At 57.6% G+C, this 15,845-nt stretch carries 10 protein-coding genes; 9 read left to right on the top strand and 1 reads right to left on the bottom strand.

What is annotated here, in order from left to right; all coding sequences use genetic code 11:
* The first annotated feature begins 254 nt into the window (after positions 1–254).
* The 9 genes from HR9077_RS13245 to HR9077_RS13285 all read left to right on the top strand — a co-directional run bounded on the left by HR9077_RS13245 (position 255) and on the right by HR9077_RS13285 (position 14,397).
* Positions 255–1,046, top strand: a complete 792-nt coding sequence (locus HR9077_RS13245; RefSeq protein WP_136067479.1) for a SapC family protein — start codon at positions 255–257, stop codon at positions 1,044–1,046.
* A 428-nt stretch (positions 1,047–1,474) separates the two neighbouring features.
* A complete protein-coding gene (locus HR9077_RS13250; RefSeq protein ID WP_168380953.1) occupies positions 1,475–3,469 on the top strand; it encodes a DUF4214 domain-containing protein in 1,995 nt (664 codons plus the stop codon).
* 532 nt (positions 3,470–4,001) lie between these two features.
* Entirely contained in the window at positions 4,002–6,044 is a 2,043-nt protein-coding gene (locus HR9077_RS13255; RefSeq protein WP_136067481.1) for a DUF4214 domain-containing protein, read from the top strand.
* A gap of 286 nt (positions 6,045–6,330) precedes the next feature.
* Positions 6,331–8,070, top strand: a complete 1,740-nt coding sequence (locus HR9077_RS13260) for a DUF6311 domain-containing protein (RefSeq protein WP_136067482.1) — start codon at positions 6,331–6,333, stop codon at positions 8,068–8,070.
* Positions 8,054–9,802, top strand: a complete 1,749-nt coding sequence (locus HR9077_RS13265) for a DUF6311 domain-containing protein (RefSeq protein WP_136067483.1) — start codon at positions 8,054–8,056, stop codon at positions 9,800–9,802. Before HR9077_RS13260 ends, HR9077_RS13265 begins: the two co-directional genes overlap by 17 nt.
* A gap of 75 nt (positions 9,803–9,877) precedes the next feature.
* Entirely contained in the window at positions 9,878–11,503 is a 1,626-nt protein-coding gene (locus HR9077_RS13270) for a glycosyltransferase family 39 protein (protein ID WP_136067484.1), read from the top strand.
* A gap of 102 nt (positions 11,504–11,605) precedes the next feature.
* Positions 11,606–12,634 (top strand): glycosyltransferase family 2 protein, encoded by a 1,029-nt coding sequence (locus HR9077_RS13275; RefSeq protein WP_136067485.1) that lies wholly within the window; start codon positions 11,606–11,608, stop codon positions 12,632–12,634.
* Positions 12,631–13,008, top strand: a complete 378-nt coding sequence (locus HR9077_RS13280; protein ID WP_136067486.1) for a GtrA family protein — start codon at positions 12,631–12,633, stop codon at positions 13,006–13,008. The genes HR9077_RS13275 and HR9077_RS13280 overlap by 4 nt, the downstream gene beginning before the upstream one ends.
* A gap of 48 nt (positions 13,009–13,056) precedes the next feature.
* Entirely contained in the window at positions 13,057–14,397 is a 1,341-nt protein-coding gene (locus HR9077_RS13285) for an O-antigen ligase family protein (RefSeq protein WP_244613218.1), read from the top strand.
* Between the two features lie 49 nt (positions 14,398–14,446).
* Here the strand turns inward: HR9077_RS13285 and HR9077_RS13290 are convergent, their stop codons facing one another.
* The gene (locus HR9077_RS13290) at positions 14,447–15,547 is read right to left on the bottom strand and encodes a glycosyltransferase (protein ID WP_244613220.1); all 1,101 of its coding nucleotides are present in this window, start codon (positions 15,545–15,547) and stop codon (positions 14,447–14,449) included.
* Positions 15,548–15,845 lie beyond the last annotated feature (298 nt).

Raw genomic sequence — 15,845 nt, forward strand, 5'->3', positions numbered from 1 at the left:
CGGCCTTGGGGGCGGCGATGCGCAAGCTGATCCACATCGCCTACGGAGTCCTCAAGACGCAAACCGAATACCGGCCACAAGCCGCTTAATGAGACGTTTGTGACCGGTTAGGAGAGATGGTATCTAGACATCGCCGAGTTTCGTTTCCAAGCTCGGCAACGGCCTAAGAGCGCAAGTAGACTGACCTGCCCAGGGTTGGATAAGCTTGCGTAAGCGTAGAGCGCGACGACTGCCATTTCTGTTGTGGAGTGCCGATGAACGACTTTATTCCCCTGTCTCGCAAGCAACATGCCGATCATGGCTGGCTACCCAGAGAGCGTTATGCATTTACGGCCGGGCAGCCAGTGACGTCGATTCTGACCGCCGAAATAAGCCGCCTCTTGCCCTACTATTTGCTGGGGTTCATTGAGCAGAGCGATGGTTTCGAGGCTGTGGCGTTACTCGGTTTGAACGCCGAGCAGAACCTCTATCTTCACTCCGACGGACGCTGGCTAGCGGACTACGTGCCGGCATCGCTGCGTGGCTATCCGTTCGATCTGGTCACGATCGGCCAGGGCGAAGGTGAACGACAGGTGCTGTGCCTCGAGAGGGATAGCCTGACCGACGAGGGCCGGGGTGAGCCCTTGTTCGATGAAGACGGTGAACTGGCAAGCCGTGTGCGACAGACCATGAGCTTTCTGCAGCAGCGCAGGACACAATATCGGGCCACCCAGCAGGCAACTCGACTGTTGCAGGAAGCTGGATTGATCAAACCGTGGGCTTTGCAAGTCGACCGGGGCGAGGGTCTGCCTCCATATAAGGTTGAAGGCCTTCATTATATTGATGAAAAAGCCTTGAACGCACTACCGGCCGATGACTTTGCCGCCTTGCGCAAGCAGGGCGCTCTGGTCTTGGCTTATGGCCAGCTTTTTTCGACGGCACAAGTCGACAAGCTGACCGAACGCGACAAGTTTCATGAGCGACAGCAGCCGGGTTCGGCTACCGAAAGTTATGACCGGCTTCTCGATGGCGATGATGACGAATTGATGTTCGATTTTGGCGATTGAGCGATCATTTAATCAGGTATAGCTATATTAGTGACTTTCGTTTGTTAAGTGAAAATTAACTCTATTTATGGAAGGTTGAACTATAGGCCTTTATTGGCGCCGCACACGGCTGGCTGGAGCCTGGGGGACAGGCGGTTATAAACCGCTATTGGCCTCGCTCAACGGACATGACGGACCCAATTGAAAGGTGGGGCATATAAGGAATTGGCCTGTGCGTCTGGCTATCCATCACCAATTCGAATGGAAATGGCATTGCAAACGCTGTTTTACTAACTATACTGGCAAGCAGGTTACATGGTGTAACTCTGTAGTTACTTAAGGCACATGGATGAGCCTAATAGGGTTAGCAGTACGCTAACTCCCCGGAGTCGCTCGCTTCGAGCGCACGGCAAGCTGCATTCATGCGCCCCGATATGGAGATCAACCGCATGGCAACACAAGCTTCCCTCGATTTCGTCCAAAGTCTTTATGTCGCTTACTATGGTCGCCCGGCTGACACCGAGGGCCAGGTCTATTGGGCTGAGCGCGCCGAAGCAGAGGGCCAGGGCGCGATTCTCGATGCCTTCGGCACGTCGGAAGAATTCACCCAGGAATACGGCGATCTCAATAACGACCAGCTCGTTAATTCACTGTATCAGCAACTATTCAACCGGGATGCTGAGCCCGAAGGCCAGAGCTATTACGCCGATGTGCTTACCAACGGCGACAAGTCGCTTTCCGAAATCGCCGTCACCATCATGAATGCGGCCCAGGGCTCCGATGCCGAGTCGATTGAGGCCAAGACAGAAGTTGCCGATTACTACACTGAGAATGTGACGGACGCCGAATACGACATGGAGGTCGCTCAAAGCGTCGTTACAGAAGTCGATGGCAATTCCAGCGGACAGGAAATCGCTTCGGCTAAAGCCGAGATCGACGCTTCGACCGGTGATGAACAGACGCCCCCGACCGATGGCGGCGATGATAATGGCGAGGCTCCGCCGACTGATGAGCAGGTCTTGGTTGTCAATGGGGACGAAGTGTCTGCCGACAACAAGAGTTTCTCACTCGGCGAAAATGAGGCGATCCGTTTCACGAACGTCGAGAGTGCTGAAACCATCAACGTCAATGGTTTGAACGCCGATAAAGCCGTGATGGTTGAGAATAGTGCCAATATCATCCTCAATCTGGATACCGGCTCGGCGGCTTCAGGCCAGTTCGATATCCAGAATTCTACGGTGACGGTGTCTGGCCTTGATACCGACACGTTAACTGCGCTGAGCGTTGCTGCGACGGGTGATTCGTCCCTGAACCTGAACGAGTCCATTGCAGGTCCACTGCAGAATCTGGAAATTACCGGTGACAGTGGTAATTTCGAGCTGCTCGGTGCCGTCGTCGGCACTGCTGAACAAGGCGCCGAGATCGATGCGTCAGGCTATGCTGGCAACGTCACCATCGGTGAAGACGTGCTCGCTAATGCCACTCGCGTAACGACCGGTAGCGGTGATGATGTACTGACGGTCGACGATATCAGCGGTGGTACGGCCGCGCCGGCTATCGACGGCGGCGATGGTAACGATTCGCTGACGGTGACGGGCAGCATGTCGCCTGAGGGTTACATCGACAGCAATGTCAGCGGCTTCGAATCCCTCACGTTCGAAAGCTATTCCAAGGTTGACGCAAGTCAGCTGGATGGCGCTGAGACCTTCAACTTCCAATCCGGTGGCGACATCAATCACTTGGCTTCCGGTCAAACGGTGATTGCCACTGCTGCGGGCCTGACTGACGAGCCCGACGGTTCCCCCATGATCCTGCGTGATGCCGGTGATTCGGTCAATGTCGAAGCGGTCAATGCCGAAGGGGCGGAAACTACGCTCGACCTTAAGGTGCTGAAAACGGACAATGAGTTTACCGGCGGCACGATGAATCTATCCGGCGATGCCGACGTCCGGTACGAGGAAGCCGGCCGTCAATTCGATAGCTTCGATGCTTCTGAACTGAACGGCGACTTGGTGTATACTGGCGCCGCTTATGCACAGGAAAATATCGAGCTGGGTAGCGGAAATACGGAATTGGCCGTTTCGTCTTATGAGACTGACAGTAATGGCGTCCGTACTGGCGAAACGTTCCTCACCTCCAAGTACGATGCCAGAGATGTAGTCACTGGCTTCGACTCCAGTAATGGGGATACACTGGTCGATCTCGATGGTAATACGGTTGCTCCTGTAGACATCACGAGCGACATTGATAGTACCGCCGACATCGATGCGGCATTCGACGTTGCCGGTGGAAATACTGCTGCCGATAACGGCTACGTATCCTTCGAGTTGGACGGCGCTACCTATGTCTACTCGGATAACGATGGCACGGAAGGCGCGACAGGTGAGGACTTCGCGCTGCAGTTGGGCGTTCAGGACTCCACGACAACTGACGCGGTAGCCTGATCAATCGTTAGATTAAGTGATGTAAGAAGCCCGGGGCCATTGGTCTCGGGCTTTTTTATATCGACTGCAAAAGGCGGGCTAAACAATCCACCAATCCTGGTGATGTTCAACCTGCAACCTCCAGCCAACCACTGGCGCTGACGCGGTGCGTCGGGGTTGGAAAAACCGGCAGACCCTCCCCGGGGTCTCGTAGCCATCCAGTTCGCCGAGCCAGCAGGTCTTGCCGCCTGGGCATCACGTTCTCGAGGCCGAGCGCTCCTGCTGGCCTGCCGCTGACTCGGCCCGGGGCTTCGGTGCTAGTGCGTCGACGAAAGGGCCTTGCTGTCTTGGCTCGTTAAACTTGGCCCATAAAAAAATTTCCGATCGCTGAAACCAATCCTGCCCTTCCTGCGTAACTGCCTTGAGGCTCGATGAAACCAGGCGTCTCGCCCGCCCCGCGGGCAGGCCGCAATCAGCCCGATCCAGTACTGGCGATGGGCCGCCGCTGCCTACCGGTGCTGAAATGCTCAAGGACAGCAAGTGAGGTACAACCATGGCTACACAAGCTGCTGAGAACTTCGTTCAAACCATGTATGTCGCCTACTACGGCCGCCCGGCGGACTCCGACGGTCTCGCCTACTGGGCGGACAGGGTCGACGAGGAAGGCAACGCAAGTATCGTTGACGCATTCGGCAGTTCGATGGAGTTCACGACGCGCTTTGGGTCGCTGTCGCCCGAGGATATGGTCGACAATCTCTATCAACAGCTGTTCGGCCGCGATGCCGAGTCGACTGGCCTGCAGTACTGGGTCGATCAGTTTCAGTCCGGGCAACGCTCGCTGGCCGATATTTCGGTAGCGATCGCCGAGGGCGCGCAGGGTGACGACATGGTCGCGCGGGACGCCAAGGTGACGGCCGCGGGTGCCTTTACCGAGGCCCTGGATACGCAGGCCGAGATGGCGGCTTATCAAGGGTCCGATGCGTTGATGGTGGGGCGCGATTACCTGGATCCGGTAACGGATCCGGCATCGGCGGCCGCCGCTGATCCCGAGTCTACGGTTGCTGCGCTCGACCCGGTGGATGGCAAACTGGCCTCGCTTAACGCCGGGGCGGATACCTTGGGGGGCACGGCCAACCGTGATTTGTTCATGGCGCCATTGGCTGACAATGGCGGTAACACGCTGACCAGCGAGGACACACTCAATGGTCTGGGTGGCGACGATACGCTCAGGGCGACGCTGAGTGGGCCGGTTACGGCGGCACCGGATTTGAATGGTATCGAGAACGTGCAGGTCGGGTTTGCTGGAGAACCGGGTGCCACGCTCGACTTGAGCAATACAGAGGGTGTGGCGTCCGTTGGCGTGACGGGAAGTAGTTCGCCGGGGTTCGTGACCGACCTGGGCGAGGTATCGACGTTCAAGGTGGCCAATCAGAGCACCACGGTGGGGTTCTCTAGCGTCACCGCGCCCTCGTTTACGCTGGCCTTGTCCAACGTGGCGGCACAGGCCGATGGCGATCTGGCCGTGGCCGATTTCGATGATATCGAAACCACCGATATTAAGGTCGAGGCGACCAATTCCACGGCGGCGCTCGGGCTTGCCAATATCGTTCGCGACGAGCAGGGCAATCAGGTTGCCGACAACAGTACGCTTGAAACGCTGACTGTCGAGGCAACGGGCAACAATACCCTGGGTGTCACCGGGACCGGCAATACGACGACCCTGAACGTAATGGGCGAGGGCAACGTCACGTTGGTCGCGGGCGATGTCGACGGTGCGACCTCGGTCAATCCGGTGGATGGGCTCAACCTGCAGACGGAGTTCAATCCTGGCGCTTTCGAGGCGCTGGAGATGGTCAATGCCGGTGATGCCGGGGGCAACATAATCTTGACGGCCGGTGCGGCTTTGACCTCCGCTGATCTGGGGAGTGGCGACGATAGCCTGACCATTGCCGACAGCGACGATGTTGCCAGCGCAGGGGCGACCGTCAATGCCGGCGATGGCAACGATACGCTGCGTGGTGGTCGAGGTGAGGACACTCTCAATGGCCAGGCGGGCGAAGATCTGCTGGTCGGGGGGCAGGGTGACGACACGCTGAACGGTGGCGACGGTGACGATATCTTCGGTGGGCTAGCCGGCGACGATATCTTGACCGGTGGCTTCGGCAACGACGAGTTTCATTTCGATGCCGGGGTCGGAACGGACACTATCACCGATTTCGATAACAACGACGACGTGATTTCCTTCCTCGATACCGACGAGGGCGCGATCCAGTTCGCCAACTCGACCACCGACGCCGTACGTGGCGATAGCGACTTGGCTGCCGGCGATTTTCAGATACGCACGTCGCTGGCCAATACGACTTCGGGAGACGATCAGAAGGTCGTGTTGCTTGACGAGGCGGCTGACGCCGACCAGTTGATGATGGGTACGGGCGCGGCGGCCGAGTTCTACCTGGTCGCCAATAATTCGGACTCGGGCAATGCCGAGATCTATTATGACCAGGACTGGTCCGACAGCGCCGGGCGCGAGCAAATCGCCATACTGAATGGCGTGAACAGCAATAACCTGTCGATTGAAAACTTCGATGTGTATTGAGCAGCCTTGATGGGCTGAACGCCCCATCACTTTGCTTGCGGAAACCGCCCCTCGGCCGAGGGGCGGTTTTTTATGCAGCCCGTTTGTGGATTTTCAGTCCAGGCCTGATTTTCATGGTTCAGGCTCGGTCGCGAGCGGCCCATGGTATGTGGCGCGGAGTCTCCAGGTGGCGACATTTTTCTTCTACCCGCGGCTGGCTATAATGCCCGCTCGCTCAGCGGCTCGGCTGTGCTTCAAATAATCTGTTGGGCTGTAACGCTCTGGAAGGTGCGATCTGAAATACGCGATGTTTGCAGTACCGTGGCCGAATGATTCTTTCGGCAGGGCCCGGTGGCTGAATGTCGCCACAGGGCTATTGGCGGCGGTGGCTGGCCTGATGATGGCCGTCTGGCTTTATGGCCCTGCTCTGAATCCGCTCAACGTGACATGGCTGCTGGCGGAAGGGGACAGCTTTCAGCATTTCAGTGGCTGGGATATGTTTCGACGCGATGTGTGGCGCTGGCCGCTGGGAGCGGTGCCGACGCTGGGCAGTGCCATCGACTCGAGCGTGGTATTCAGCGATTCCATTCCACTGATCGCCTTGCCTCTCAAGCTGCTGCATGAGGTCTTGCCCGATCCCTTCCAGTACGTCGGAATGGTGATGGCGGTCAATCTGGCCTTGAACGCTGCCGTGGCGGCTGGCCTGGCATTGCGGTTGCAGGCTACGCGTCCCGGGGCATTACTGGTTGGCCTGCTGGTGCTGGCATTGCCAGCGGTGACGATGCGCGGCCCCGGCGCGCTGGGGCATGAGGCACTCTCTGCCCACTGGCTGATAATGCTTGGTCTATGGCTGGGGCTGGAATGCTCGGCTACGCGCCAGGGTCTGTGGCGCTGGATGTTGCTGCTTAATCTGGCGGTGCTGATCCACTTTTACCTGTTCTTCATGGTCGGCGTGCTCTGGGCCGCCTGGTGTATACGCTCGGGATGGCAGCTACGGGGCCGGGCACTCGTCAGGCATGGCGGATGGATGCTGGCTACGGTGCTGGTTACCGTCGGCGTCATGCTGGCGACAGGTTATTTTCAATTCGGTGTGAAGATCGAAGGTGATACCGGCTTTGGCCTGTATAGTGCCGGGCTGCTTACTTTCTTCAACCCCGGGTCGGCTGGCTTGTTCTTCGGGGGAACGGATTTTCATGGTGTCTCCCGTGTGGTGCCGGGTTGGCTATCGCCGCTCCAGGGACAGTACGAGGGCTTCGCCTACGCCGGCCTGGGGGTGCTGACGCTATTGGGCGTTGCGTTAGGCTGTGCTCTGCTGCGTAGAGGTTCGGTGACGGCCACGACTCGTAGTTGGCCAAGTCGCACGGTTTGGGTGCTGGCCCCGCTAGCTCTGTTCTTTTTTGCGCTGGGTAATCGCTGGGTTCTCGGACCCTGGCTATACGAATGGCGATATCCGGAATTCCTTGAGCCGATAACGCAATATCTGCGCTCCAGCGGTCGTATGGCTTGGCCGTTGCTTTATGTCGCCGTGTTCCTGTCGCTGCTGGCATTGGTGCAGCGAATGCCAGCGCGAGCATTGGCTGCAGTACTGGCTCTCTGCGTAGCGCTGCAGTGGTGGGATCTGGCGCCTTGGCACGTCTATGTGCGTGGCAATATGCAGACTCTGACCTTCGCCAGCCACTCCTACGAACCGTTTCCCTGGCTGGCTCGCGAGGACTTGCACGAGCTTGCCGAGGGCCGGCACCGGCTGAGTTACTTGCCCGGTGATGACATGTACCATCTCAAGGCGGCGACGTGGCTGGCGGCTCGCAATGATCTGTCGATCAACGTTGCTTATTTCGCCCGCGTCAACCAGGGGGTTCTTTATCAGGCAGCCGAGCCGGCGCGTGAGGCGTACGCGAGTCAGGGGCTGAGCCGCGACACGTTGTATGCCTTGACCGATACGACATTGGCGGGGCCTGTATGCCAGTTGCCGGAAATGCGCTGCATTGCCGTGGATAATATGATTTTTGCTGGGTGGGAGCGGGTAGACAATGACAGCGAACAGTAGTGGCATGGCGCAATTCGGCTCGGCTCTGAAAGGTCATCAACAGGCGTTGGCAGTTGCAGTTTCCGCTCTGTTGGGAGCCTGGCTGGCACTCTATTTATATGGTTGGTCGACTATCGATCCGACTCAGGTGCGGTGGTTGCTCACCGAGGGCGACCCGTTTCAGCATTTCATTGGCTGGGATGCGTTCCGCCGCGACGAGTGGCGCTGGCCATTGGGCGCTATTCCGCAGTTAGGCACGCTCATCGATTCGAGTATCGTCTTTACCGATTCGATACCGCTTCTTGCACTTCCGCTCAAGCTGTTTCACGACGCTCTACCTGATCCGTTCCAATATCAGGGTCTGGTGATGCTGTCGAATCATGTCCTGAATGCGGCATTCGCCTGTGGGTTGGCGTTGCGCCTAGGGTGTCGCCCGGTTGGGTCAGTGCTCTTTGCTGCGTTATTGATCTTGCTGCCCATTGTCACGATGCGGGGGTTGGGCGCTCATGGGCATGAGGCGCTAACGGCTCACTGGCTAATCTTGTGGGGCTTGGGATTGGCGCTGCGCGGTGGAGGTCGGATTGGTGACGACATAAGCACCATGGCGAACTGGCTGTGCTTGTTGCTAGTCGCCGTTCTGGTGCATTTTTACCTTTTCTTCATGGTCGGGACGCTATGGACCGCCTGGTGGCTTTGCCAGCTAATCCGGTCTATGACAAGCCGACGGCACAAAGCCAGTTTGAGCTTGGGGGTGGGTGCAATTATTAGTGTTGCCAGTGTGCTGGCGACAATGTGGCTGGCGGGTTATTTCCAATATGGTTTGGATGTCGGCCCGGGTTCGGGTTTTGGGTATTTTTCTGCTGAGGCGATGACTTACATTAACCCGCTATCCGAGGCCTGGTTCTTCAAGGGTACGGAGATGAGCGGGGCGTCGCATGTGCTGCCCGGCTGGCTGACACCGATTGCCGGGCAATACGAAGGCCAGGCCTATGCTGGTATCGGAGCCTTACTTTTCCTCTTGGCGGGATTTCTAGTCGCGGTACGCCGACTTCATTGGATGCAACTGCGTAAGCTAAGCGGAGAAGCGCGGTTGCTAGCTGTGGCGCTGCTGGGACTTTTCGTGTTCGCGCTTGGCGATCGGTGGGTGATCGGCAAGCTGGTATGGTCGGTCGATTATCCCGCGCTCTTGGCCCCATTGACCGAATACATCCGCTCCAGTGGCCGCATGGCATGGCCACTGTTGTATGGGCTCCTGCTTCTCTGCGTGGTTTATCTCTCCAAGGCGATTCGTTATAGAAATCTGATCGCGCTGTTGGCTATCGCATGGCTGGCGCAGTGGGCCGATCTGAAGCCTTTTCATCATTTCATCCACTCAGGGCTGGCCGGTCGTGTGGCCTCAGTGGCGAATGGGTCTCCCTACCCGGCATTGGAAGATGACCGGCTGGATGCCCTGCTGGAGTCGCATGATTCGCTTAGCTACCTGCCGGGGGACGATCTGGGCACGTTAAAACCTTATACTTGGCTGGCTGTTCGACATGACTTGACTTTGAATGTGGCCTACTTTGCTCGTGTCGACGCACAAGTCTTGAGCGACGCGACCGCCCCTGAAGTGAAGAGAGTGGCTCGCGGTGAGCTGGATGCGAATCGTGTCTACGCGATTACCGATGGCCAGCTGGCAGACGCCGCATGTGGTGCCGGGGAAGTGGAGTGCTTTGTGATCGACCAGGTGACGATTGCGGTACGTGCGCGCTGAGCGGTGCTAGTGCATTGCATGGCTTCGACGACCGGAATTCGGTATTAAATGAACTCGACAGGCAATGGAACCCTGATGGCTGAGCAGCATTCAAAAACACCTTTTAACGTCTGGCTGGGCTATCTTGTCGCCGCCTTGCTGGGCATGGCTTGCTTCTGGATCGTGTGTGGCTCGCCGGCTAATGTCCTGGCGGGTGGTTTGATGATCGATACTGACTATCCAAATGCGGCGGCGGCTTTCGAAATCTTCGTGCGTGGCCAATGGCACTGGCCACTGGGAGAAAACCCCAATTTCGGCGGCGTCAATATTTTCTTCAGCGACGGGGCGCCGTGGCTTGCCTTGTTGGCCAAGGTCGTTAACGATCTAACGGGGTTCTATATTCCTTTTCATGTCTTGACGATTATCAACAGCGTACTGTTTGCCCTCATGGCCTATCGCTTGGCAAGGCTGCTTGTCGATGAAGAGGTAACTCGCTGGTTGATTTGCGCATTGCTGGTCTTCAGCTTGATCATGCCTGTCCGCATGATCGGTGCGCAGCATATTGCTCTGAGCAGTTATTGGGTCGTGCTCTGGGCAATGTGTAGCGTACCCGTCGGCACTGAAAACCGATCATCTTGGTGGCGCTGGGAGTTCATCGCTGCCACTGGCCTGGCCATTCTCAGTCATGCTTACCTGGGGGCCATGTCGATTGCTATCGTCGGTGTCGTATTGCTTTCCGAACGTCGTTGGCTAGCAGCGCCTTTGGCCGTCCTCTGGCCATTGGCATTGCTGTATGTCGTTGGTGTGTTCCATGGTGAGCACGCAACGACCGAGGGAGCGAAAGCTTACTCTCTGGATCTACTTGCATTTGCGGAATCCCTTGGCTGGGCCATCGTGCCTAATCTTTATGCCATTGATGAGCCGCCGCAAAGCGACGCCATTCTCTATTTGGGCACCGGGACGTGGCTGTTGCTGTTGGCAAGCGCTGTCGTGAGCGCAGGGATGTTCGCAAGAAAGCCGGCATGGCCTAACCGCTATTTGAGTGGCTGGCTCAACGCTTCTATCAAGGGCCATGATATCAGGAAGCGGCGATTGGTCTTTTTATTGATCGCGGCGCTACTATTGGTGATCTATGCGATGGCCTTCGATCTTCGCATTGCGGGGCAGCGATTGCTTTCGCTGGATATACCATCGCTGACGCTTCCGCTCTACGATCGGTTTCGGGTTACCGGCCGCTTCGCCGCGCCGATGGCTTTCCTGCTGATCGTGCTGGCCTGCATGGCCTGGTCTGCCTGGCGTACCAAGGTGCCTAAATGGGGTTGGGCGGGCGTGGCTTGTTTAGCTATAGTCATGCAGTTTCTTGACGCTCAGCATGCTGGTACAAAGAGCCCGCCCGGTGACTGGCTCGCTGATGCCGAGAAACAGCGTGATGCCGTTGCCAGTGTGCTGGAGGGGCGGATTTGGTCGGGCAAGGTTTACAAGGATGTCGGATACTTCGAGCTAGAACAACAGCGGCTGATCGATAGCCTGCTGGTGGACTTCGGCGCACGTCATTTTGAGGTCGTCCATGGTGCGCGTTTGGCACCGCACGATGTTGAGCGCCGTTCAGGCTATCGAGATGCAAAAGCTGATGATGTCGTGTTGTTGAATCAGGGCGCGTCAACCCCTGAGTGTAGTCGTCAGGTAATCATCAAGGCATTTGTACTTTGTTTAGTCAAGTAAGTTGTTGTGTTATGTTGATACCTTTATGCTAGGTATTGCTAATGTTTCGTCCAGTGCATTCGTGCTTTGAAGCGCTAAATGGTGTCTTTGAGTCAAGGGATTATGAATAAATTAATCACATTGGTTGTGGCCGTAAAGAACGAATGCGAAGCGATCGGGCCGTTTCTCGAAGCTGTCGAGCGAGAGGTGAGTTATCCAGGTGTCGATCTTGAAATTCTTTTTGTCGATGATGGTTCCACAGACGCTACCCTACAGGAACTGCATTTGGCTGCAGAACAAGATAGCCGGGTGAGGTGGCTTAAATTGTCTCGGAACTTCGGCAAGGAAGCGGCAATGACGGCGGGCCTCGATCATGCGCGTGGCGATGGTGTAGTACCTATGGATGTAGATCTGCAGGATCCACCAGCGCTGATCAACGACTTCATACGCTTGTGGCTCGATGAAGGCTACGCTATGGTTTATGGTGTTCGGGTATCCCGTCACGAAGATACGCGTCGCAAACGCACCTCGGCGAATCTTTTCTATCGCCTTTTCAATCGTATATCTCCGACCCCTATTCCCGATAACGCTGGCGATTTTCGCTTACTGGATCGGAAAGTCGTCGAGGCGCTAAAGCGTTTGCCCGAGCGGAATCGTTTCATGAAGGGGTTATTTGCTTGGTCTGGCTATAGTTCAGTGGGCGTCCCTTACGAGCGTCCTGCTCGGCAGGTCGGTGAATCCAAGTTCAATCTTTGGAAGCTGTGGAATTTTGCACTCGATGGCGTAGTGGGGTTCTCGACGCTCCCCTTGCGAGTCTGGAGTTATATCGGTGGTGGCATCGCGTTATTATCTTTCCTCTACATATTGGTAATAGTTTTCAAGGCATTGGTGTTTGGACGCGATACTCCTGGCTATGCATCGGTAATGTCGGCTGTCTTGTTTTTTGGAGGTATGCAACTGCTTTCTATCGGTGTGCTGGGAGAGTATGTGGCGCGGCTGTTCGTAGAAGTCAAGCAACGTCCGCTATACCTAGTGGAAGTAGACAGCCTCGATAGCAGAGTTTTGCCGGTACAAAGCCATGATGGCTTTGAAGAGGAAGGCAAAAGAATCAAGGGGGTAGGTAGTCTTGGTGATAGTGAGAGCGAACAATGAGGCGTCTGACCGAAGAACTGACTACGCTGGTTCGTTTTGGCGGTGTCGGGGTATTCGCAACGTTGGTACACCTTGCTGTTGCCGCCGCTGTCTTTTGGTTCTGGGCTTCGATCTCTCCTTTTCTGGCTAATGTTCTAGCCTTTCTGGTCGCCTTTCAGGTGTCGCTATGGGGGCATCGACGCTTTACCTTTCGACGAAGAGGGCATTCGGGACGTTTTTTTCTCGTCGCCGTAGCAGGCTTCGCTGCCAATAATGGGATACTTGCTAGTCTTTTAGCCACAACTTCCATTTCGGGCTTGTCCGCCGTGGCGATTTCTACCTTGCTTGTGCCTTTGGTCATGTTTTTGGCTGCTCGTTTGTGGGCTTTTGCTTGATTCAAGCTTAATTCGTCAGATCGCTCTTTATTAGAGGTGCTGGGCCACATGATTACCAACCTTTCCGACTTCTGGCGTCCTCGACTCTGGCCTTGTCCACGCTGGCTGTTCATGGCCGGCGGCCTGGCACTGTGCCTGATGGCGTTCTTCAATATTCTCTGGCCACCGGTAGGCAGCCCCGCTGAATCGCTAGCGGCCTTTCTCGGCCTTGCGACGGTACTGACGTATGGGCGCGGGTTGCGCAACAGTGCCGCGCTCTGGCTGTTGCTGGCGGCCCTTGCCGTGCAGGTGCTCTCCTGGGGGCTGGGTTATATGCATCATCCGCAGTGGGTCTCGGACACCCCGGAAGTCGATCGGCTGGCCAAGCTGTTCATCTTCATCGCCATTGCCTGGTGGCTGGGCGGGAGCACGCGCAACACGCTGCTTGTGTGGGGGTTGGCTCTGGTGGGCTACCTGGTCGCCACGTTTACCCATGGTGACGGTTGGCAGGAGTGGTGGCGGGGGCTTCAAGGCGAGCGCGTGGGTTTCGGGATTCGCAACCTGCAGCACGGCTCGATGCTGTTCGGGGTTTCACTGCTGGGCGTGGTCGTGTTCGGTCCCCGCTGGATCGGATGGCCACGTGTTGCCGCATGGCGCTTGGCAAGTTGGCTGGGGGTGCTGTTATTGTGCGCCGTCGGCATCGTCATCGGCCAGACGCGGGCCGTGTGGCTTGCCCTGGCGTTGGCTTTACCCTCGCTGGGGTTGATCTGGCTCGTCTGGCAGGCGCGCCACGTCGGGCTTGCTCGCTTGCGTCGCAGGCTGTTGTTCGCTGCGGGGGTCGTGCTGATCACGTTGACGGCCCTGTTGGCGGCATTCCACGATACCCTGGGCGAGCGGCTGACGACGGAAAACCAGGTGATTGCCGAGGTGCTGGAAGGCAACCTGGATAACGTGCCCTACAGCAGCGTCGGCATACGCATTCATACCTGGGTGGCCGCCGCGCAGTGGATCGGCGACCGGCCACTGGTCGGCTGGGGCGGTCAGGGCCGGAGCCTGGTCATCGACGAAACGCCCTGGCTGCCGGAGTTCGTCAAACAGAACTTCGGTCACCTGCACAACTTCTTCATCGAGACCTGGGTTGCTTACGGGCTGCTTGGCCTGGCGCTGATGGGTGCCTTGGTGATCTGGATTGGTCGGGCCACCTGGTTGGCCTGGAGGGGCGGGGCGATGCCCGGCGATATGGCGCTGTTCGCCTGCGGCTTCTTCGTCTACTGGGTCGTCGTCAATCAGTTCGAGTCCTACCTGTCCTTCAGTACAGGGGTGACGGTTCACAACCTGATCGTCGGTGGGCTGGTGACGCACTATTGGCGGTGGTGCTGGCTGTGTGCCTCGTCGTCACCACGGGCGTGATGCGGTGAGGAGCAGGCTCATACTCGGACCGGCCCCGCTTCGGCTGACGTCAGGGCGCGTCGAGGAAACGCCGTGCTACCTGTTGCGGCTCGAACTCCCCGAGGCATGTCAGGTCGGGAGTGGTTTTCCCCCCCCTGACCATTTCCCCGATGCGCGTGGCCAGCGCTTGTTCTTCCCGTGGCACCAGCGATGACTCGAGAGGGCCCTTGAGAATCTGGCGGACGCCACCCTTGCAGTCGACGGACAACACCGGCGTACCGCAGGCCAATGCTTCGAACAGCACGATGCCCATCCCCTCGAAGCGCGAACTCAGCACGAACAATCGGGCGCGCTTCAGCCAGGGATAGGGGTTCAGTCGATGACCGGCGAGAATGACTCGACCTTCGAGGTCAAGCTCGGCGATCAGCTTCTCGATAGCCGGGCGTTCGGGGCCTTCTCCGATGATGACCAGCTTTTCGTCGATGCCTGCCCGGGCATAGGCCCGGATCAGCAGCGAGTGGTCCTTGGCCTTGGTCAGCCGGGCGACGTTGATGATGTAGGGACTATCGGGTATGTCATTGTCGGGTTCGTTCATCAGGCGCTGAATGCTGACGGTGGGGCACGGATTGACGATCGTCTGCAGCGAGCGCGGTGAAACGTTCCAGATTCTCTCGCCGGCTTCCAGTGTCTCGCGTACTCCGTCGGAGACGGCGACCAGATGGTTGTCCTGGTAAAGGCAGCGTGCGAACAGGCGCGATTTCCAGCTGCCAGGTTTGGGCCGCACGATGTTCTCGAGCACGAAGCGCAGACGGTCATCGCGAAAGTTCCACACCATCTCGAAGGAGCCCCTACCTCGAAAGATCAGGCGGTCGACATGGCCATGACGCTTCTCGAAGCGCTTGAGCCAGAGTCGAAACAAGGGGCCCCCGAGCCAGCCGGTCCAGACGAAGTGGGAACGGTGCAGGAGCGGGTTGAGAAGGAGCCGTGATACCCATTCGATGAGCAGGCCAACCACCGTCGCTCGGTTCCAGCACACGATGGGCAGGTGATGAACGTGTACCGCGGCGTTTTCGGGCACCAACGGCACAGGGTGGTGGCGCAGGGTCAGCAAGTGGCTTTCGCAGCCCGCCTCGGCGAAGGCATCGGCGAGGTTCACCGCAACTCGCTCCATGCCTCCCATCTTGAGTGAGCGAACGACCACTAACGTTCTCAACGGCGTGACTCCTGATATTGGTTAGCGCCACCGTGGCGAAATGCGCGCTCAGTATGCCTGAGCGGCTTGCCAGCGTCATCGGCCTGGCGGGCTACCACGCTAGAGCTTCCATTACATCAGATGTACTTGATGGATTGAGCTTTGTCGCGGCGCCGCGGCGCCGCGGCGCCGGGAGTACTGTATTTCAGTTACTGGATGATTGTTGAGTCGGGCTCACGATGTGTTGCCGTGACGTTCGTTGGGTGTTGCTGGTATT

It is taken from the genome of Modicisalibacter radicis (assembly GCF_900961225.1).
In the GTDB taxonomy this organism is placed as follows: Bacteria; Pseudomonadota; Gammaproteobacteria; order Pseudomonadales; family Halomonadaceae; genus Modicisalibacter.

Bases quoted from the DNA above. Each gene is read 5' to 3' on its own strand.
- HR9077_RS13265 (WP_136067483.1), top strand. From the start codon at position 8,054: ATGACAGCGAACAGTAGTGGCATGGCGCAATTCGGCTCGGCTCTGAAA.
- HR9077_RS13285 (WP_244613218.1), top strand. From the start codon at position 13,057: ATGATTACCAACCTTTCCGACTTCTGGCGTCCTCGACTCTGGCCTTGT.
- HR9077_RS13270 (WP_136067484.1), top strand. From the start codon at position 9,878: ATGGCTGAGCAGCATTCAAAAACACCTTTTAACGTCTGGCTGGGCTAT.
- HR9077_RS13290 (WP_244613220.1), bottom strand. From the start codon at position 15,547: ATGGAGCGAGTTGCGGTGAACCTCGCCGATGCCTTCGCCGAGGCGGGC.
- HR9077_RS13250 (WP_168380953.1), top strand. From the start codon at position 1,475: ATGGCAACACAAGCTTCCCTCGATTTCGTCCAAAGTCTTTATGTCGCT.
- HR9077_RS13255 (WP_136067481.1), top strand. From the start codon at position 4,002: ATGGCTACACAAGCTGCTGAGAACTTCGTTCAAACCATGTATGTCGCC.
- HR9077_RS13260 (WP_136067482.1), top strand. From the start codon at position 6,331: ATGTTTGCAGTACCGTGGCCGAATGATTCTTTCGGCAGGGCCCGGTGG.
- HR9077_RS13275 (WP_136067485.1), top strand. From the start codon at position 11,606: ATGAATAAATTAATCACATTGGTTGTGGCCGTAAAGAACGAATGCGAA.
- HR9077_RS13280 (WP_136067486.1), top strand. From the start codon at position 12,631: ATGAGGCGTCTGACCGAAGAACTGACTACGCTGGTTCGTTTTGGCGGT.
- HR9077_RS13245 (WP_136067479.1), top strand. From the start codon at position 255: ATGAACGACTTTATTCCCCTGTCTCGCAAGCAACATGCCGATCATGGC.